Annotated in this window: 18 protein-coding genes; 8 read left to right on the top strand and 10 right to left on the bottom strand. The window is 66.7% G+C overall.

All coding sequences use genetic code 11. The features are described 5' to 3' along the window. The first annotated feature begins 22 nt into the window (after positions 1-22). Both ACT53T_RS01990 and ACT53T_RS01985 read left to right on the top strand, forming a co-directional pair. Positions 23-658, top strand: coding sequence for a glutathione S-transferase family protein (locus ACT53T_RS01990; protein WP_476159744.1), 636 nt, complete (start codon positions 23-25; stop codon positions 656-658). Between the two features lie 183 nt (positions 659-841). Further along, a complete protein-coding gene (locus ACT53T_RS01985; RefSeq protein ID WP_476159743.1) occupies positions 842-1,177 on the top strand; it encodes a hypothetical protein in 336 nt (111 codons plus the stop codon). Between the two features lie 39 nt (positions 1,178-1,216). Here the strand turns inward: ACT53T_RS01985 and ACT53T_RS01980 are convergent, their stop codons facing one another. After that, on the bottom strand, positions 1,217-1,876 hold the full coding sequence (locus tag ACT53T_RS01980; protein WP_476159742.1) for a class I SAM-dependent methyltransferase: 660 nt from the start codon (positions 1,874-1,876) through the stop codon (positions 1,217-1,219). Positions 1,877-1,927: 51 nt separating this feature from the next. Here ACT53T_RS01980 and ACT53T_RS01975 point away from each other — a divergent pair, with 51 nt between their 5' ends. Next, positions 1,928-2,521: a glutathione S-transferase N-terminal domain-containing protein gene (locus tag ACT53T_RS01975; RefSeq protein ID WP_476159740.1), complete on the top strand. Its 594-nt coding sequence runs from the start codon at positions 1,928-1,930 to the stop codon at positions 2,519-2,521. A gap of 116 nt (positions 2,522-2,637) precedes the next feature. Here the strand turns inward: ACT53T_RS01975 and ACT53T_RS01970 are convergent, their stop codons facing one another. The 5 genes from ACT53T_RS01970 to ACT53T_RS01950 all read right to left on the bottom strand — a co-directional run bounded on the left by ACT53T_RS01970 (position 2,638) and on the right by ACT53T_RS01950 (position 9,579). Then, on the bottom strand, positions 2,638-4,128 hold the full coding sequence (locus ACT53T_RS01970) for a replicative DNA helicase (RefSeq protein ID WP_476159739.1): 1,491 nt from the start codon (positions 4,126-4,128) through the stop codon (positions 2,638-2,640). A gap of 422 nt (positions 4,129-4,550) precedes the next feature. Next, the gene (rplI, locus tag ACT53T_RS01965) at positions 4,551-5,117 is read right to left on the bottom strand and encodes a 50S ribosomal protein L9 (protein WP_400767698.1); all 567 of its coding nucleotides are present in this window, start codon (positions 5,115-5,117) and stop codon (positions 4,551-4,553) included. A 44-nt stretch (positions 5,118-5,161) separates the two neighbouring features. Next, on the bottom strand, positions 5,162-6,172 hold the full coding sequence (locus ACT53T_RS01960; protein ID WP_400767699.1) for a DUF2232 domain-containing protein: 1,011 nt from the start codon (positions 6,170-6,172) through the stop codon (positions 5,162-5,164). A gap of 165 nt (positions 6,173-6,337) precedes the next feature. Continuing rightward, positions 6,338-8,896: an ABC transporter permease gene (locus tag ACT53T_RS01955; RefSeq protein ID WP_476159737.1), complete on the bottom strand. Its 2,559-nt coding sequence runs from the start codon at positions 8,894-8,896 to the stop codon at positions 6,338-6,340. Beyond that, positions 8,893-9,579 (bottom strand): ABC transporter ATP-binding protein, encoded by a 687-nt coding sequence (locus ACT53T_RS01950; RefSeq protein WP_400767703.1) that lies wholly within the window; start codon positions 9,577-9,579, stop codon positions 8,893-8,895. The genes ACT53T_RS01955 and ACT53T_RS01950 overlap by 4 nt, the downstream gene beginning before the upstream one ends. Positions 9,580-9,751: 172 nt before the next feature. Between ACT53T_RS01950 and ACT53T_RS01945 the strand changes: the two genes are divergently transcribed. Continuing rightward, positions 9,752-10,360 carry an arylesterase gene (locus ACT53T_RS01945; protein ID WP_476159736.1) on the top strand — a complete coding sequence of 203 codons (609 nt, stop codon included), beginning with the start codon at positions 9,752-9,754 and terminating at the stop codon, positions 10,358-10,360. Positions 10,361-10,614: 254 nt separating this feature from the next. Next, a complete protein-coding gene (gene thpR, locus ACT53T_RS01940; protein ID WP_476159734.1) occupies positions 10,615-11,199 on the top strand; it encodes an RNA 2',3'-cyclic phosphodiesterase in 585 nt (194 codons plus the stop codon). 1 nt (position 11,200) lies between these two features. Here the strand turns inward: thpR and ACT53T_RS01935 are convergent, their stop codons facing one another. The 4 genes from ACT53T_RS01935 to ftsE all read right to left on the bottom strand — a co-directional run bounded on the left by ACT53T_RS01935 (position 11,201) and on the right by ftsE (position 14,567). Then, positions 11,201-11,977 carry a lysophospholipid acyltransferase family protein gene (locus tag ACT53T_RS01935; protein WP_476159733.1) on the bottom strand — a complete coding sequence of 259 codons (777 nt, stop codon included), beginning with the start codon at positions 11,975-11,977 and terminating at the stop codon, positions 11,201-11,203. Between the two features lie 122 nt (positions 11,978-12,099). Continuing rightward, positions 12,100-12,798 (bottom strand): YdcF family protein, encoded by a 699-nt coding sequence (locus ACT53T_RS01930; RefSeq protein WP_476159732.1) that lies wholly within the window; start codon positions 12,796-12,798, stop codon positions 12,100-12,102. A gap of 118 nt (positions 12,799-12,916) precedes the next feature. Beyond that, positions 12,917-13,918 (bottom strand): cell division protein FtsX, encoded by a 1,002-nt coding sequence (locus ACT53T_RS01925; RefSeq protein WP_476159731.1) that lies wholly within the window; start codon positions 13,916-13,918, stop codon positions 12,917-12,919. Then, positions 13,905-14,567, bottom strand: coding sequence for a cell division ATP-binding protein FtsE (gene ftsE / locus ACT53T_RS01920; RefSeq protein ID WP_018265307.1), 663 nt, complete (start codon positions 14,565-14,567; stop codon positions 13,905-13,907). The genes ACT53T_RS01925 and ftsE overlap by 14 nt, the downstream gene beginning before the upstream one ends. A gap of 139 nt (positions 14,568-14,706) precedes the next feature. Here ftsE and ACT53T_RS01915 point away from each other — a divergent pair, with 139 nt between their 5' ends. The 3 genes from ACT53T_RS01915 to ACT53T_RS01905 all read left to right on the top strand — a co-directional run bounded on the left by ACT53T_RS01915 (position 14,707) and on the right by ACT53T_RS01905 (position 19,214). Continuing rightward, the gene (locus tag ACT53T_RS01915) at positions 14,707-15,276 is read left to right on the top strand and encodes a hypothetical protein (RefSeq protein ID WP_476159729.1); all 570 of its coding nucleotides are present in this window, start codon (positions 14,707-14,709) and stop codon (positions 15,274-15,276) included. A gap of 58 nt (positions 15,277-15,334) precedes the next feature. Continuing rightward, positions 15,335-16,639 carry a dihydroorotase gene (locus tag ACT53T_RS01910; RefSeq protein WP_476159727.1) on the top strand — a complete coding sequence of 435 codons (1,305 nt, stop codon included), beginning with the start codon at positions 15,335-15,337 and terminating at the stop codon, positions 16,637-16,639. Positions 16,640-16,868: 229 nt separating this feature from the next. Then, positions 16,869-19,214, top strand: coding sequence for a TonB-dependent receptor (locus ACT53T_RS01905; protein WP_476159725.1), 2,346 nt, complete (start codon positions 16,869-16,871; stop codon positions 19,212-19,214). Positions 19,215-19,469: the final 255 nt, after the last annotated feature.

Below are 19,469 nucleotides of genomic sequence, written 5' to 3'. Positions count from 1 at the left end.
TGCCGAAGAAGGAGACGAACGCATGCTCACGATCTGGGGACGGCGCAACTCCTTCAATGTGCAGAAGGTCATGTGGCTCGTCGGCGAGCTCGCGCTCGATCACGCCCATGTGCCGCTCGGCGGCGCTTTCGGCGGGCTGGACGATCCGCAGTTTCGCGCGAAAAATCCGCATGGCCGCATCCCCGTCATCGACGACGAGGGCGTGGTGGTGTGGGAGTCTCACGCCATTCTGCGCTATCTCGCCGCGCGCCATGGCGGCGAGGCGTTCTGGCCGGCGGATCCGGCGACGCGCTCCTTCCCCGATCGCTGGATGGATTGGGCGCAGACGACTCTGCAGCCGCCTTTCGTCGACGGCGTGTTCATGGGCTATTACCGCACGCCGGAGGAAAAGCGCGACTGGCCGGCGATCAACGCGGCCGTCGCGCGCTGCGCGCAGCATTATCGCTTCCTCGACAGCTGGCTGGCGGATCGTCCTTTCCTCGCCGGCGACGAGCCGACGCTCGCCGATATTCCCGCCGGAACGACGCTGTTTCGCTATTTCTCGCTCGACATAGAGCGGCCGTCGCTCCCCAATGTCGAGGCCTGGTATGCGCGTCTGTGCGAGCGGCCGGCCTATCGCCAGCATGTGATGGTGCCCTTCGACGATCTGAAAGGGTGACGCCAAAGGCGCTCGGCGACGAGGATGTTTCCATGAGCGTTCCGCCGAAGACGAAAATGACTGCCGAAGAGTTCGTGGCGCGCTCTGTGCTCGCGCGCACGGCGATGAGAACGCGCCGCGACTAATCTCCTCCGCATCCGATCGCAATGATTTCACGCGACGGTTTCAGATAGGAGATTGAAAATGTCCAAGGTGCTTTTCATCGACACCAAGACCGAGCTCACCCTCGCGCCGGGCGCGACCGTTCATGGCTGGTGGAACAACGCCTCGCCCTTCAACGCCGTGTGGGACGCGCAGGCCGTGCCTTTCGCCACCGGCAGCACGGCGACCGGCTTCAACCAGGACACCTCGCTCGAGGTGACGCGCGTTTGGCGTCATTACACGGTGACGGAGATCAAGCCGAATCCGCAGTCGCAGACGGTCGACACCAAGGACGAGACCGAGATTCACTACGAGGTGAAGAATATCGGCAATTCGGTCGCGAAGTTCCATGTGGTGCTGAGCGCGATCTACGAGTGACGGCGTCGGAGGCGCGAGCCGAAAGGCTCGCGCGATCCGTCAATCATGCGCGACGAACACGGCGGCGCAGCCGACAATGTCGATCTCGACATTGCGGAAGCGCCCCCGGAACGCATCGCGCAATCCAACGAGATCGTCGTCCCTGTTCGAGAACACGCCTTTGCGATTGTAGAATTCCATCAGCCGCCGCGCCGCGCCGGAACGCTCGACGCCGCCTTGCAGCAAGGTCGAGCCGAAAAAAACGGCGCCCTCATTCGTCAGCGCCTTCAGATGGTCGAAGACGACGGCCTTTTCCGTTATCGCGCCCGGCAGGCAATGCAGCAGATAATTGACGCCGACAGAGTCGAATTTCGGCGCGTCGAAAGCGATCGGCTCCAGCACATTGCGCCGATAGCTCTCCGGCGAATAGCGCGCGATGCGCGCCGCCGCGAAGCGCAGAGCATCCGCGTTCAAATCCATCAGCGCGACGCGCGGCGCGGCGGCGGGAAAGCGGCAATGGTCGAGGTAATATCCCGTGCCGACGCCGACATCGAGATGATTGCCCGACACATGCGCGTCATAGAGCGCGCGCAGGCGCGGCGTCGGACATTTCCAGACGAAGCGGTTGGAGAGGCCGAGCACCAGAAGATCGTAGAGCCGCAGAACCGCGGGCGTGTAGACGGCTTGGCCGGCGGCGATCTCTTCGGGACTGGCGGTCATCTTCGTTACGTCCTATTGCTCGACGACGCCTTTTTCGACGTGAGGGAGCCAATGCCCATTCTACGCTATTCCGCGGCTTCGCCCTACGCCCGCAAGTGCCGCATCGTCGCCGAGCTGCTCGGCTTCGGCGCGAGCGTCGAGCTCGTCGGCGCCGACACGACAAATCCCGCCGATTCGCTGCGCGCGCAAAACCCGCTCGGCAAGGTGCCCGTGCTCATCCTCGACAGCGGCGAGACCATCTATGACAGCCGTGTGATCTGCGAATATTTCGATCTTCTCGCCGGCGGCAAGCTCATTCCGCACGATCCCGCCGCGCGAATCGCGGCGCTGACGCTGCAGGCGCTCGGCGACGGCATGAACGACGCCGCACTGCTGATCCGTTACGAAATCACACGGCCGGAGGCGCTGCGCTCCGCCGATTGGATCGCCTTGCAGAGCGGCAAGCTCGACCGCGCGCTCGCTGCGCTCGACGCCGCGCCGCCGGCCGGCCCGACAACGATCGGCCATGTGGCCGTCGCCGCAGCGCTCGGCTATCTCGATCTGCGTTTCGAAGGCGCTTGGCGCGCGAAATATCCCGCGCTCCTCGCCTGGCTCGACGCATTTTCGCGCGAGGTTCCGGCCTTCGAGGCGACGCGCGTCGCCTAGCGTGAGTCGGGCTCAGATTGAACCGGAATCACGCTAGACCTCTTTGTTCTGCCGCGTTTTCTTCACGCGAACCGGCTCCCGCTTCGCTCGAAAACACTCTAAAGGCCGCCGGCGCCTCACATGCGCGCCGGCAGCTTGTCCTCCTCGGCGAGATTGGAGAAGCGCGTCACCTCCGCCTCGAACGCGAGCGTCACCGTTCCCGTGGGGCCGTGACGCTGCTTGCCGAGGATCGCCTCGGCGCGCCCATGCACGCGCTCCATCTCGTTCTGCCAGGCGATATGCTCCTCCGTGCCCTCGCGCGGCTCGCGATTGCGCAGATAATATTCCTCGCGATAGACGAACATCACCACGTCGGCGTCCTGCTCGATCGAGCCCGATTCGCGAAGGTCGGAGAGCTGCGGGCGCTTGTCGTCGCGGCTCTCGACCTGACGCGAGAGCTGCGAGAGCGCGATGACCGGCACCGCCAGCTCTTTGGCCAGCGCTTTGAGGCCCGTGGTGATCTCGGTCAGCTCCTGCACGCGATTGTCGCCGCGCGATTTGGAGCCGGAGAGCAGCTGGAGATAGTCTACGACGAGCAGATCGAGCCCGCGCTGGCGCTTCAAGCGCCGCGCTCGCGCGGTGAGCTGGGCGATGGAAATGCCGCCGCTCTGATCGATGAAGAAGGGCACGCTCTGCATCTCGCGCGCCGCCTCGGCGATGCGGCGGAAATCATCCTCGTTTATGTCGCCGCGGCGGATCTTGTAGGAGGGCACGCCGGATTGCTCGGCGATGACGCGCGTCGCCAATTGCTCGGCCGACATTTCGAGCGAGAAGAAGCCGACGATGCCGCCATTCGCCGCCTTGATCGAGCCGTCCGGCAACTGCTCCGGCACATAGGCCTTGGCGATGTTGAAGGCGATATTGGTGGCGAGCGCCGTCTTGCCCATGCCGGGACGGCCGGCGACGATGATGAGATCTGACTTCTGCAGCCCGCCCATCTTCTCGTCGAGATCGACGAGCCCGGTGGCGACGCCGGAGAGATGCCCGTCGCGCTGATAGGCGCTGCTCGCCATATCCATGGCGGTGGAGAGCGCGTCGGCGAAACGCTGAAAGCCGCCGTCATAGCGGCCGGTCTCGGCCACCGCATAGAGCTTGCGCTCGGCTTCCTCGATCTGCTGGCGCGGCGCCTGATCGACCGGCGCGTCGAAGGCGGAATTGACGATATCCTCGCCGATGACGATCAGCTCGCGCCGCACCGCGAGATCATGGATCGTGCGGCCATAATCCTCGGCGTTGATGATCGTCGTCGCCTCGCGGGCGAGCCGGGCGAGATAGGCCTGCATGGTGACGCCGCCGGGCAGCTCCACATCGCCGAGATGCGTCTTCAGCGTCACCACGGTGGCGACGCGGCCGGCGCGAATGATCTGCGACGCGACCTCGAAGATGCGCCTGTGCAGCTCTTCGGAAAAATGCTCGGAGCGCAGGAAATCGGAGACGCGATCGAAAGCGTCATTATTGACCAATATGGCGCCGAGCAGCGCCTGCTCGGCTTCGATATTGTGCGGCGGCGTGCGATAGGCGGGCTGGTCGAGCATCTCTCTCTCTGAAACGGGACGGAGCATGGTCATCACGACGCGAAGGACATCGCCGAAGGACCGGAGCTCCGCTCCCGCGCGAGGGAGTCGAGCGCCATAGGCGGCCGGTCGACTGCTCCCCCGAATCGCGGGAACGTCCGCCCGGCCTTTCGCCTCATTGCCTCTGATGGATGTCTTCGATGCTCGTGAACGCGTTGCGACAGGCACTCGAGAACGGCGGCGAATTTGCCCGAAGGAGAGAGCGGCGCCAATGACAAAGATCGCGCGAAGGCCGATCGGACGGCGCGCAGCGACTTTGTGAGTCATTTCCACATGCTACAGCGCAGCTTATGGCGTATCTGCGTGAAATCCTTTGAGTGTGACAATTTCGTCACGGCGAATCGCTCAGGCATGAAAAAGGCCGGAGACGCGGGCGTCTCCGGCCTTTTTCGATAGAGCGAATCGGTCGCGAGCGATCAGAGCTCGACGTCGCCGGCCTCGGCCAGAGCGGCGCCGACCTCGAGGCCGAGATCGTCCAGCGTCGTCTCCTCGCGGACGGCGGCGGCCTCGCCGCGCGCCTGACGCTCGGCCTCCTCGGCGGAGCGGGCGACGTTGACGATGATCTTCACCTCGATCTCGGGATGCAGCTGCACCGGCACATTATGCAGGCCGAGCGCCTTGATCGGATGCTGCAGCTCGATCTGATTGCGGCTCAGCGAGAAGCCGCCGGCGGTCGCCGCGTCGGAAATATCGCGCGGGGCCACGGAGCCATAGAGATGGCCGCTCTCGCCGGCCTGGCGGATGATGACGAAGCTCTGACCCTCGAGCTTCTCGGCGACGGCCTCGGCCTCCTTGCGGGCGGTGAGGTTGCGCGCCTCGATCTGAGCGCGCTGCGTCTCGAAATGCTTCTTGTTGCTTTCCGTGGCGCGCAGCGCCTTGCCGCGCGCGAGCAGGAAGTTGCGCGCATAGCCGTCGCGCACGCGAACGGTGTCGCCCATCTGGCCGAGCTTGGCCACGCGCTCCAGCAGAATGACATCGACCATGGGTTCTCTCTCCTCGTGTCTCTCGAATTGATGCCGCGGCGATCTCAGCCGCGCCGCGCCTGCGCCGCTTGCCTGCGGCTTCGGAACGAAAACGCCGCATCGGCGACGCCGATGACGGTGAATAGGACGATCGGCCAGGCGAACAGGCCGATGACGATATAGATGACGGTGAGCGTCACTCCGCCGATGCGCGTGCCGCGCAGCAGAAAGTGAACGACGGCGAGGCCCTGCATCGCGAGAGCGAGGCCGAGCGTCTCCGCGAGCACCAGACCGATCTCGCCTGGGAGGTCGCCGAGATAGGCGAGGGCGCAGGCGGCGAGAAAGGCTCCGGCCGCCGCGCGCGGCAGCACGAATTCCTGCGCAATGTCGGGCCAGGGCCGCGGCAGCGCCTCGGAGGCGCGGGCGAGCAGGCCTGCGCCCCAGAGATTGAGCGCATGGCTGAACAGAGTGAGCGCGGCGAGCGTCGCCGGGAAGGCGAAGACGACGAGCGCCGAAAGCTGGCTGGCGTCGAGCTTGTCGCCGAGGTCCTGCGTGCGGATGAGATCCTCGATCGCCATGAAGGCGCGCGCCCGCAGCGGGTTCAGCGCCTCGTCGAGGCTGCCGAAGCGAATCGCCGCTATGGCGACCGCCGCCGAAACGGCGGCTGCGACCGCGCCGCCGGCGGCGAGCACAGCCCAGGCCGGCGCATGGGACGTCACCAGCTCGCGGCCGCGCCAATTGGCTCCAGAGACGACATAGGCGGCGGCGAGCGCCGGCAGCGCGACCAGAAAAGCGTAGACGAGGCCGAAGATCGGATTGGGCCAGATCGACAGCAGGCCCGTCGCGATCAGGCCCGCGGTCGCGCCATGGCGCAGGCCGAAGCCGAGCGCGACGATGGAGATCGGCAGCGGCGCGAGAAAGGCGAACAGAACCGACGCCGAAGTGCCCTTGGTGAGGACGGCGAACACGGCCGCGCCCGCGAGACCGCCGCCGATGGAGGCGAAGATCTGCGAGAACGAAAAGTCGCCGTTGTCGGGAACGGGCAGTTTCTTGCGTTCGGGTAGAAGCTGGGGCATGGGCTCAACGCTTGTTCGAGGGCGAGCGCGATCATCTCGCGTCCAGCCCCCTGAACGCCGGCGAAGCCCGCCTTTTAAGGCGAGCGATCTCTCCCGGCAAGGGTGGAAGCGCGAAAAACCCGCTTCGTATAGCCGAAAACGTCGCCGGAGCGGCGTTTTTCGCCGTTATTGGCGGCGCAGAGCCGGGCCGGGCTTCTCGCCGAGCACGCGCCAGCTGCCCAAGAGGCCGAGGCCGACGGCGAAGGCCAGCGCGCCGAGCGTCGTCAGCGCGACCGGCCAGGGGCGGAAGACGAAATCCATCCGCATCAGCGCCTCCAATATGAAGGCCGCAGCGCCGGCGCCCGCGATGACCGAGAAGAGGCCGGCCACGAGGCCGAGCAGAGCGAATTCCAGCGCGAAGGCGCCGGTCAGCCAAGCGCGCGTCGCGCCCAGCGTCTTCAATATTATGGCGTCGCGCTGGCGTCCGCGCTGGCTCGCCGCCACCGCGCTCCCGAGCGCCAGCGCCGCTGTCACAATGGCGAGGCCGGCGGCCGCCCGCGCCGCGAAGGTCAGCTGATCGGCGATCTTCTCCACCGCCTCCAGCGCATCCTTCACCCGCAGCGCCGCGACTTGCGGAAACCGCGTAGCCGCTTCGCGCGTCAGCCTTTTGTCGCGCTGCGGATCGTCGCGATCGGCGAAGGCGACGGTGAAAATCTCCGAGAAGGGCGCGTCGGCGAAAGCGTCGGGCGAGAACACCATCATGAAATTAATGCCATAGCTGCGCCAGTCGACGCGGCGCAGATTGGCGATGCGGACGGTGAGATCGCGGCCGAGCACATTGACGACGATCTCGTCGCCGACAGCGAGGCCGAGCCCTTCGGCGACGCGCGCCTCCAGCGAGACGAGGGGCGGGCCGCTGCGTCCATCCTCCCACCATTGTCCGGCGACGATCTCCGAGCCCTTGGGCGGCGTCGCGGCGAAGGTGACGCCGCGGTCGCCCTCCAGCGCCCAGGCGATATCGTCCGGGGGCTTCAGATTCTCGGAGCGCACGCCCTTCACGGCGACGATGCGGCCGCGCATCATCGGCACATGCTCGATGCGCGCGTCGGCGGAGAAGGAGGAGAGGAAGGCGGCGAATTCGTCCGCCTGCTCCTTGGCGACGTCGACGAAATAGAAGCTCGGCGTACGGCTCTTCTGCGCCTGGAACAATTCCGCGTGAATCGAGCCCTCGATCAGCGCCAGCGCGACGAGAAGCGTTTGCGTCACGCCGAGCGAGACGATCAATGTCGCGGCGAGGCTCTTGGGGCGGCGAATATTGCCGATCGCATGGCGCAGCCGCGCGCCGGGCGCATGGGCGAAGCGCCGCGCCGCACGGACGACGAGAGCCGCGACGCCGCGCAGCAGCACGAAGGCCGTGGCGGTGGCGGCGATATAGGTCGCCGCGAGCTTCTTGTCGGCGGCGGTGAGCATGACCAGGGCCACGAGAACAGCCGCGGCGGCGAGCGCTGCGAGCAGAAAGACGCGGGGAGGGGCTTTCTCCTCGGCCTCGTCGCGCAACAGCCGCGCGACGGGCGTCCCATAGGCGCGGCCGAGCGGCGGCAGCGCGAAGATCAGCGCCACCAGCAGCCCATAGGCCGCTCCGACCGCGAGCGAGCGCGCATCGAGCGTCGGCGCGAAGGGCAGGGGAATGGAGGCCGAAAGAGAGAGGTCGGCGAGATAGGGAAAGGTCGCGCCAATGGCGAGGCCGCCGATGACGGCGAGGCCGGCGACCAGCAGCACCTCGACGAGCGCCATTGCGAAGACGCGCGAGGCCGGCGCGCCCAGCGCTTTTAAAATTGCGAAAGCGTCGCGCTTTCTGGCGACGAAGCCGGAGACGGCGTTGGCGACGCCGGCGCCGCCCGCGACGAGCGCGGTCAGCGCCACCAGCGTCAGCAGCTGGGTGAAGCGTTCCTGACTGCGCGAGAATTGCGGGGAGACCGCGTCCCGCTCGCGCAAATCCCAGCCGGCGTCGGGAAAAGCCGCGGTCAGCGCCGTGATGAAACGCTTCACCTCGGCGTCGCTGGCGACGGCTTCGGTCTTGCCGAGCGAGACGCGCGTCAGCCAGCGCACCACGGCGCCCGGCTGCGTCAGCCCGGTCGCCTTCAGCGCCTCCTGGCTCATCAGCACGCGCGCGCCGAAGCCGAAGGCCCCGGCGAGCTTGTCCGGCTCGCTCGAAAGCTCGGCTGTGAGCGTGAAGGAGCCGGAGCCGATCTTCACAGAGTCGCCGATCTCGAGGCCGAGCCGGGCGATAAGTCCGGCGTCGGCGACGAGGCCGAAGCCGGCCTCACTCGGCGCCAGAGCCTCGGCGAGCGGCTGCGCGGGCGTCAGCCCGACTGCGCCTTGGCCGGGATAGGCCGAATCGACGGCCTTTATTTCGATCAGCGCGGCCTCGCCGCTCGCCGAGCGGGCCATGGCGCGCATCAAGCCGATCTCGCAGACGCGGCCGTCGCGTTCCAAGAACTCGCGCTCTTGCGGCGAGAGCCGCCGCATTGTGGTGGCCACAGAGACGTCGCCGCCCAGAATCGTGCGTCCCTCGCGGGCGAGGCCGTCGGCGAGCGAGCGCGACACGGCTCCGACGCCGGAAATGGCGGCGACGCCGATGACGATGCAGGCAATGAAGACGGAAAAGCCGCGCAGATCGCCGGAGAGGTCGCGCAGGGCGAAACGCAGCGCCAGCGGCAGGCGCGAGATGAATCTCGCCCTCATGACGCCGGCGCCTCGTCCTCTATGCGGCCGGAGCGCAATCGCACGGCGCGGTCGCAGCGGGCGGCGAGGGAGGGGTCGTGCGTCACCAGCACCAGCGTCGCCGAGCGCCGCGCCTTTTGCGCGAAGATGAGATCGACGATGGCTGCGCCGGTCTCCGAATCGAGATTGCCGGTCGGCTCGTCGGCGACGAGAATCACAGGATCGGGCGCGAGCGCCCTGGCGATGGCGACGCGCTGCTGCTCGCCGCCGGACATTTGCGCGGGATAATGGGAGAGGCGATGGCGAAGGCCCACGGCCTCCAGCTCCTGCGCGGCGCGCTCGAAAGCGTCGGCGCGGCCGGCGAGCTCCAGCGGAATGGCGACATTCTCCAGCGCCGTCATCGTCGCGATGAGCTGGAAAGACTGGAAGACGACCCCTATCTTCCCTCCACGGAACCGCGCCAGCGCATTTTCATCGAGCCGGGCGAGGTCGCTGCCGTCGACGAGCACCTTGCCGGAATCGGGCCGCTCGAGGCCGGCGAGCGTCATCAGCAATGTGGATTTCCCCGAGCCCGAGGGTCCGACGAGGCCGACAGCCTCGCCGCGCGCGACGGCGAGGCTTATGTTCTTGAGCACATGGACGCGCGCCGCGCCCGCTCCGAGGGTGAGATCGACGTCCTCGAGCTCGATGACCGGCCGCTGCACTTTGGAGGTCCTAATGGTTTGCCGCTGCGCCCGCCGCCGCTCTCGCGATCCGGCAAAGACGCCCGCCCCGACATATGCGAAGGCGCCGCCGGTTTCCAGTGCGCGGCCGCGCTTTCGTCCGCTCGGCCCGGCGGCGCTGCTCTGCGCCGCCGCGATTTTGGCGCTTCTCACCATGATCTCTCTGCCTGCCGCGGCCGAGCCGCTGCGCATCATCGCCTTCGGCGACAGTCTCAGCGCCGGTTTTCAGCTGCCGGCGGATGCCTCCTTTCCGGCGCAGCTCGAGGCCCGGCTGAAAAATGACGGCTATGACGCCCGCGTCGTCAACGCCAGCGTCTCCGGCGACACCACGAGAGGCGGGCTCGCGCGCGTCTCCTATGCGCTGCGCGACGGCGGCGATCTGATGATTCTCGAGCTCGGCGCCAATGACATGCTGCTCGGCTTCGATCCGGCGACGACGCGCGGCAATCTGGAAAAAATCATCGGCGCCGCCGAGGAGAAGGGCGTCGCCGTGCTGCTCGCCGGAATGCTGGCCAACGCCAATTTCGGCGAGGAGCAGAAAAAAGCCTTCGACGCCATTTTTCCCGATCTCTCGGCGCGGCGCGGCCTGCCGCTCTATCCCTTCTTTCTCGAGGGCGTCGTCGGCGAGAAGGGCATGACCCTCGTCGACGGATTGCATCCGAGCCGGGCCGGCGTGGCGCGGATCGTCGCCGGCGTCGCGCCTCTGGTGGAGAAGCGCCTCGATTCCCTGCGATCGACGCGTCAGGGCGCCGCGCAGCGCTGAGCGAGGCCGCGAGCGAGGCCGTGAGAAAAAATCCGTTCACACGCCGGATTTTCGTTACAGCCGTCGCATTCCCGATATAGTGCCGACACCATCCTTAGCGCGCGCCATTGGGGCGCGTCGATCCGCGAGGAGGCGCCGACAACGGCCCCGTCGCTCCGCCGTATCCGCGGCCGGGCAGGGACCGAGCGAGCAGACAGCGACTTCGCCTTTCCCACTCCCCGAGCGCCTTGTGAGGCCAGGATGGAGGACCTGCGATGCCCAGACTGTTCACCGCCCTCGAAATCCCCCCTCTCGTCGCCGGCGATCTCGCCGCTCTGCGCGGAGGCGTTCCGGGAGCCCGCTGGATCGACGCGGAAAATTATCACATCACGCTGCGCTTCATCGGCGATGTGGACGATGCGCTCGGCCATGACGCGGCCATGACGCTGGCCGCCATCCGCCGTCCTCCCGTCTCGATCACGCTGGAGGAGCTGTCGAGCTTCGGCGGCGACAAGCCGCGCGCCATTGTGGTGAAGGCGCGCGCCGATTCGGCGCTGGCCGAGCTGCAGGCGGAGCAGGAGCGCCTGCTGCGGCGCATCGGCATTCCGCCCGAGCCGCGCAAATTCGTACCGCATGTGACGCTCGCGCGCCTGCGTGGGGCGTCCTGCTCCTCGGTCGCGGCCTATCTCGGCGCGCGCGGCTATTTTCCGCCCATGCGCTTCGAGGCGGCGCGCTTCGTGCTGTTCTCCTCGCGCGATTCGGTCGGCGGCGGCCCTTACATCGTCGAGGCCGACTATCCGCTGCGCGACCGCAAGGCGCTTTCCGCCGGCGCTCGCGAGCTGACCGCTTACGGCCGGTAGCTCAGGCGCTCGCCGGCGCAGTCTTGCGTCCGCGCTCGACGACGGCGGCGAGCGAGGGATCTTGCGCCACCGCCTCCGCGATGAGGCGATCGGAGGCGCTTTCGATCGTGTTCTGCATGCGCTCGAAGAAGTCCCGCGGCTCGAGCCCCGGCGGGATGATCGGCAGATATTCGATGACCACGGTTCCGGGCCGCACGATGAAGGCGCGGCGCCCCCAGAACAGGCCGGAATTCAGCGCCACCGGCAGGCAGGCCGCGCCGGTCTCGCGATAGAGCATCGCGACGCCGAACTTATAGAGCGGCGGCGCGCCTGCCGGACGCCGCGTCCCCTCGGGAAAGATGAACAATTGCCGGCCTTGGGCGAACAGCGCCTTGGTCTTCTCGATCAGCTGCGGCAGCAGCTTTCCGCCCTTGGCGCGATCGATGCCGATCTGCTCCGCGCCCATCAGATACCAGCCGAAAAAGGGGATGAACACCAGCTCGCGCTTGAGAATATAGGAGAAATCCGGCGAATGCAGCGGCAGGACGAAGGTCTCCCACGTCGACTGATGCTTGCAGGCGACGATGACCGGCCCTTTCGGAATATTCTCGAGGCCGCGAAACTCGAATTTCAGCCCGACGATCTTCTCGAGCCAGAAGAGCGACGTTCTCCCCCAGACACGGCCGAGCGTCATGGAGGCGTGCCGCTTCATCAGCAGCGCGGGCAGCCAGATGATCTGCAGCGTCATGAGGCTGACGAAGAAAGTGATGTGGAACAGCAGCGAGCGCAGGAAGAGCATGCTTTGGTCGCCCGTCGGGTTTCGCGGAGGGTGGGACGCGAAAGCCTTCTAATGCGCTTTTTCGTCGAACGGAACCGCCGCTCGGTCGGGCGCGCGCTTTCTCGGGCGCTGCGCCCGCCGATTCAGCGCGCTCGCGCCGTGACCTCGGCAGTCCTGGTCGGCGCGAGAGCGGTCGCGGAAAGACCCGGCTCCAGCAGCCGGGTGCGCAGCAGGACATAGAGATATTTGACATATTCGGCCGCGATGAGCCGCGTCACGGCGAGATCGCCGAGCCAGTCCTCGACGCGAAGATGGTCGCTGACCACGGCGAAAGGATAGAGTTCCGCCCCCGGCAGCGCCGCCGAGAGCTCGGCCAGAGCGCGTGGCATATGATAATTGGAGGTGACGATGATGAGCGAGCCTCCGCCGATGCCGTGCGCCTGCGCCCAGTCGCGCGTTTCCCGCGCATTGCCGATCGTGTCCCGGGCGCGGTAGCCGAGATCGACGCAGCATTCGAAGAGTTCCCGCGAGACCGGCAGCAGCTTGGCGATCTCATGGCCGCGCGTCGCCGGATTGACCCCGGTGATGAGCAGCCGGCGCGCCTGGCCGCGCGCCAGGAGCCCGCCCGCCTCATAGACGCGGTCGGAGCCGCCGGTCAGCACGACGACGCCATCGGCCTGCACGGTCAGGGTCGATTCGGTCCGCTCCAGCGAGAGGGCGAAGCCGATGAAGCCGGCCACGAAGGCGGAGGCCAGAAAGCAGAAGAGAGCGAGGACCGCGAGGCGCCAGCGTCCGGGCGCGGCCCATCCTCCTGCTCTCCCGTATCGCGCATGCGCTCGCAAGCGTCCACCTCGTCGCCGGTCCCCGTCTCGTCGCCGTCCCCGGCCGCGAATCCTCGACAAGATGGAAGCGGCGCTCGAGGCCGTCCAGGGCCGGGCGGAATTTATGCCCGGTTAGAGTTTACTCGGCCCCGTCCAGCCGCCGCAATTGGCGGAACACGATCTCCTGAGACATGAAGCCGGTGAGCAGCCCGGCGGCGGCCGAGATGAGGCCGACGACGGTGAAGCCGAGCGGCCCCAGCGAGAAGCTGCCGAACATGGCCTCCAGCTGATCGCCGTCCGGCGTCGCCGTCCAGCGGCTGGCGAGATAGCCGGCGAAGAGAAAAAAGCCCATGGCCGAGGCGCCGCCGATGAGGCCGCCGCGCAGGCCCAGCACCAGGAAGCGGCGCTGGAACTGCTGGGCGATATATTTGTCCGCCGCACCGACGAGATGCAGCACCTCTATGATCTCGCGATTGCCGACCATGGCCGCGCGCGTGGCGAAGGCGACGGCGAGGCCCATGGCGACGACGATCAGCACGAAGACCAGCGCGGCGACCGCCACCACTGTGCGCGCCATCTGGCCGAGCCGCTCCACCCACAGCCGGTGATCGTCCAGCGCCGCGCTCGGCAGCGCCTGGGCCAGCTCGCGGCGCAACGCGTCGAGATCGGCGCGGCGGCTGTCGTCGAGCTTGACGACGATCATGCGCGGGGCCGGCAGCTCGGCGAAATCGAGGCCCTGGCCGAGCCAGGGCGCGAGCAGCGCCTCCGACTCCGCCTTCGTATAGACGCGCACGTCGCGCACGCCCTCGGCGGCGACGAGGACCGAGGTCGCCTTGCTGACGTCGGCTTCTATGTCGCGGCCGGGTAAAGGGCGGATCTGCACGCTGGCCTCGCGCGCCACCTCGCGCCGCCAGTCGACGCTGGCGTCGGCGACCATCAGCGCCGCCCCGGCCGAGAGCGCCGCCAGAAAGGTCATGATGGCGATGACGATGACGAGCGAGCGTCCGGCGATGGAGGAGGTGGGGACGAGCGGCGTCTCCCGGCCGAGCGCCTCCTCGGGCGCGGCCTCCTTGGCCGGGGCGGCGGCGGGGCGCAGGCCGAGGCGGGGCTCGGGGCGAGGCTTGGCGTCATTCGAAGACATGCAGCCGCCCATCCGCGAGCACCAGGCGGCGCGCGCTCTCATATTGGTCCATCAGAGCGAGATCATGGGTGGCGATGACCACCGAGGTGCCGCTCTTGTGCAATTCCACGAACAGCCGCAGCAGCCGCCGCGCCAGAGTGGGGTCGAGATTGCCGGTCGGCTCGTCGGCGAGCAGCAGCTCCGGCCGCACGATCAGCGCGCGGGCGATGGCGGCGCGCTGCTTCTCGCCGCCCGAGAGCACGCTCGGCCGGCTGGCGATGCGCTCGTCGAGGCCGACCCAGCGCAAGAGCTCCAGCACCTCGGCGCGATAGCTCGTCTCCTCGCGGCCGATGACGCGCAGCGGCAAAGCGACATTCTCGTATAAATTGAGATGCTCCAGCAGGCGGAAGTCCTGAAAGACGACGCCGATGCGCCGGCGAATGTCGGTGACGGAGTCCTTGTCCAGCGTCTCCGTATCCTTGCCGAAGAGGGTGATTCGCCCGCGCGTCGGCTTCAGCGACAGCAGGACGAGCTTCAAAAGCGTCGTCTTGCCGGCGCCCGAGGGTCCGGTGAGGAATTGGAACGAGCGCGGCGTGATGGAAAAAGCGAGATCGCTCAATATCTCGCTGCCGTTTCCATAGCGCAGGCCGACGTTCTCGAAGGTCAGCAAAGGCGTGTATCCATTGGCGGGCTCAGAATCGCGCTGCCGGGAGATTAGCAGTTCACCGCCCATTAACCATATCGGCGGCTAATCGACGACATGTCGGCGGCCGATTCCGAAGCGGCCGCCCACGGTTCGGAGACCGGCCATGCGCAACGACCTCGCCCCGCACAACTCCCCGGTCGGCTCGGCCCCGAAGGCCCACGACCTGGACGAGAGCTCGCTGTGGCGGGAGCCGCCGCATGAGAGCGATCTCGTCGACGAGCGGCGCCAGCGCCTGCTGCCGCTGATCGCGGCGATCATCGCCGTCGTTTTCGGAGCCATGGCGCTGATCGGCATGCGCGAGAAGATCGTGCGCGTCATGCCCTTCGCGACCGCGCTCTATTCGGCCATGGGGCTGAAGGTCAACGCCGCCGGGCTCGATCTGCGCGGCGTCACCTCCAAGATCGTCACCGAGGGAACGCGCAAGGTGCTGACCGTCGAGGGCGAGATCGTCAATCTGCGGCGCGCCGCCAATCGCGTGCCGCCCATGGCGCTGGCCATTCGCGGCGCCGACGGCCGCGAGCGCTACAGCTGGACCGCCGCCGCGCCGAAAATGCGGCTCGCAGCCGGGGAGAGCGTGCAGTTCCGCGCGCGCCTCGCCTCGCCGCCCGCCGATGGCGCCGATGTGCAGGTGCGCTTCGCCGCGCTCGAGGATGCGGAGAAAGCGGCGCGATAGCCGCGCCGCGTTCCCTCAGCGCGTTCCCTTGGCGCGCGAAATGGCCTAAGCAGGCCTCATGCCGACGCATGCGCCTCTCCTTTTCGTGAACGCCCGCCTCGTCGATCCCGCCTCTGGCGTGGAGACGCGCGGAGGGCTCCTCGTCCTCGACGGAAAAATCGCCGATCTCGGCCCGGCTCTGAAGGCCGAGTCCGCCCCGCAGGGCGCGCGAATCGTCGATTGCGCGGGCGATGTGCTCGCGCCCGGACTCATCGACATGCAGGCCTTTCTCGGCGAGCCGGGCGCCGAGCATCGCGAGACCATCGCCACCGCCACGGCGGCGGCCGCGGCCGGCGGCGTCACCACCATTGTCGCCGCCCCCGGCACCTCGCCGCCGATCGACGATCCGGCGGTCGTGGACTTTGTCCTGCGCCGCGCCCGCGACACCGGCCGTGTCCGCGTCCTGCCCATGGCGGCTCTCACCAAAGGGCGCGAAGGCAAGGAAATCTCCGAATTCGGCCTGCTGCGCGAGGCCGGCGCCATCGCATTCTGCGACGGCAAGCGCTCGCTGCGCAACGCCCAGACCATGCGCCGGGCTTTGACCTACGCCCGCGATTTCGACGCGCTCATCATCCATTTCCCGGAGGATCGCGATCTCGTCGGCGAGGGCGTCATGAATGACGGCGAATTGGCGACGCGGCTCGGCCTCGCCGGCGTGCCCAAGGAGGCGGAGGCCATTATCGTCGATCGCGATCTGCGCCTCGTCGAGCTGACCGGCGCGCGCTACCACGCCTCCATCGTGGCCAATGGCCTGTCGCTGGCGGCGCTTCAGGAGGCGAAGGCGCGCGGACTGCCGGTGACGTGCGGGACCACGATCAATCATCTGACGCTCAATGAGAACGACATCGGCGACTACCGCACCTTCCTGAAGCTGCGGCCGCCGCTGCGCCATGAGGACGAGCGCCGTCTGCTGGTGGAGGCGGTGGCGAGCGGGCTCATCGACGTCATTCTCTCCGACCATGATCCGCAGGATGTGGAGATGAAGCGCCTGCCTTTCGCCGAGGCGGAGGCCGGCGCCGTCGGCCTCGAGACCATGCTGGCGGCGGGGCTGCGGCTCGTCCATTCGGGCGATGTGCCGCTGCCGACGCTGCTGCGGGCCATGTCCACGCGGCCGGCCGAGATTCTGCGCCTGGAGCAGGGGCGTCTCGCCAAGGGCGCGCCGGCCGATCTCATCCGCTTCGACCCGGACGAGCCCTTCGTCGTCGATCCGTCCGAATTGCATTCCCGCTGCAAGAACACGCCCTTCGACACGGCGCGCCTGCAAGGTCGGGTGAAATCGACATTCGTCGCGGGAGAATCCGTCTTCGAGCGGCCGGACGCCTAGAGCTGCGCCATAACGAAAAAAGCGTCTTCCCGCCGCGATTTCGCCAATTTCGGGAAAAAGCGGCAAGTGGATTGTGAATCTTTGAAATAGGTACGTAGGTTAACTGCCCGTAACTTTCGCAAACCGAAGGCGGGGCGTTATCCCTGATTCTGCGTTCGTTTTCCCGCGGCGCGCCGCCTTCGACGAGAAAATCGCCCGAGCGGCCGGGCCGTCATGTGGAAGAGAAACGATGCTTGGTTCCCGAATTTCCCTCGTCGCGCTGATGGTCGCCGCGGCGCCTGCGCTGCAGGCGCGCGCCCAGGAGGCGCTGCCGGACATCGACATTATCGCGGCGGCCCCGGAGGCGGGCGCGGGAATCGAGAGGTCGAAGGTCCCGACCAATCCCATCGCCACCAAGCGTAGCGATCTCGATCGCGACCGCGCGCTCGTCATCACCGACACGCTGCAGCGCCGCAATGCTTCGGTCTCCATTGTCGATGTCGCGGGCAATCCCTTCCAGCCCGATCTCACCTATCGCGGCTTCTCGGCCTCGCCGGTGTCCGGCACGCCGCAGGGGCTCGCCGTCTATCAGGACGGCGTGCGCATCAATGAGGCCTTCGGCGACGTCGTCAATTTCGATCTCATTCCCACGGTCGCTATCGCCAATAGCGAGCTGGTCAGCGGCAATCCGCTGTTCGGCCTCAATGCGCTCGGCGGCGCTCTGACGTTGGAGATGAAGAACGGCTTCACCTGGCAGGGCTATGAGCTGGAGGGACGCGGCGGCTCCTTCGGCCGTCGCTATGGCGCGGCGCAGGTCGGCCAGAAATACGGCGATTTCGCCATCTACTCGGCGTTCGAGGCGCTCGGCGACAGCGGCTGGCGCAAGCGCTCCGGCTCGGAACTGCTGCGCGGCTATCTCGATCTCGGCTATAAGGGCGACAAGACGGAATTCCACTTGAACTACACCGGCGCGACGACGCGTCTCGGCGCCGCCGCGGCGACGCCCGTGGAGCTCCTCCAACGCGACTACGCCAATGTCTACACGACGCCGCAGAGCTCGACCAATGAGCTGCATTTCCTCAATCTGAAGGGCTCCTATGACGTTTCGAGCGCGCTGAAGCTCAACGGCAACTTCTATTACCGTGACTATCAGCAGGCGCATATCGACGGCAATATCGCCGATATGGAGACCTGCAGCGCCAAAGCTTTCGTCTGCCAGGACAACGACCCCTTCATCGGCAATGTGCCGACCAATGCGCAGCGGCGCCTGATCGGACCCAATGGGGCCTTTATTCGGTCCTCGGTGCTCGCCGGGGGCCTGCCGGCGACGATCGATTACTCGCGCACCCATTCGCGCTCCTATGGCGGCGCGATCCAAGGGACCTATGACGAGAAGATCGCCGACTTCAAGAACAAGCTCATCGTCGGCGGCTCCTTCGATCGCCAGTTCACCGACTTCCGCGGCTATTCCGAGCTCGGCATTCTGCAGGGCGATTTCAATGTGACCTCGACCGGGCTGCAATATTTCAACTCGGTTCCAGAAGGCGGCTTCCAGCCCTCGTCGGTCTTCGCGCGCAACCTCTATTACGGCGTCTATGCGCTCGACACGCTCGATCTGACCGACAAGCTCACCCTCACCGCAGGCCTGCGCTTCAACAGCGCGGAAATCACGCTCTATGATCGTCTCGGAGTGCGGCTCAACAGCGACAAGAGCTATCAGCGCGTCAATCCGGTCGCGGGCCTCACCTATACTTTCATCCCGGAATTCACGGTCTACGGCAATTATTCTGAGGCCAATCGCGCGCCGACCGCGCTCGAGAACGGCTGCGCCGACGCGAATCATCCCTGCACCATCGACAACTTCCTCGTCGCCGATCCGCCGCTGAAGCAGGTAGTGACGCGCTCGGGCGAGATCGGCTTCCGCGGCTATCACGACATCGGGCCGGACCATGGCCGGCTCGAGTGGAAGGTCGATATCTTCCGCGCCGTGAACAACGACGACATCATCTCGCTGCCGTCGAATGTGATCCAGGGCAGGGGCTATTTCGCCAATGTCGGCGCCACCCGCCGCCAGGGCCTAGAAGCCGGGGTCGCCTGGCGCAACGATCAGCTGAGCCTCTATGCCGATTATGCGTTGATCGACGCCACCTTCCGCAGCGCCTTCGACGTCGAGTCGGGCAACAACCCCTACGCCGACGCCAATGGCCTCATCCATGTACGGCCGGGCAATGTGATGCCGGGCGTGCCGCGCCATCGCGTGAAGCTCGGCTTCGATTACTTCATCACGCCCGAGTGGAAGTTCGGCGCCGATTACATCTTCACCAGCGGGGTGCGGCTGCGCGGCGACGAGTCCAATCTCGACAAGCCGCTGCCCTCCTGGGGCGTCGTCAATCTGAAGACCTCCTATAAGGTCACCGAGAATATAGAGGTCTATGCGCTCGCGCAGAACCTCTTCGATCGGCGCTACTATACTTTCGGGACCTATTTCGACAACAGCGGCAATGCGACCGCCTCGGCCGGCGGCTTCACCAATGCGCGCACTTATGTTCCGGGCGCGCCGGTCTCGGTCTATGGCGGCGTCAAGGTCAAGTTCTGAGCGCTAAGGCTAAGATAGAAAAGAGAATATTCTTTATCGGTAGGGGAGGCGGCGATCAGCGGCGCCTCCCCTATCTTGTTTGGGCGGCCGGGCGGAATCGCGAACGCTCTTGAAGAAAAGCGGCAACCGCCTTAAAGGCTCGCGCGCGCGAGACGCGCCGCAACCGGGAACCAGAAAGCATGGCCAAGGAAAAATTCTCACGCACGAAGCCGCATTGCAACATCGGCACGATCGGTCACGTGGACCATGGCAAGA

The organism is Methylosinus sp. DMC45, from assembly GCF_056313885.1.
Note: the sequence above shows the minus strand (reverse complement) of the source record. Positions and strands in the feature narration are given on the sequence as shown.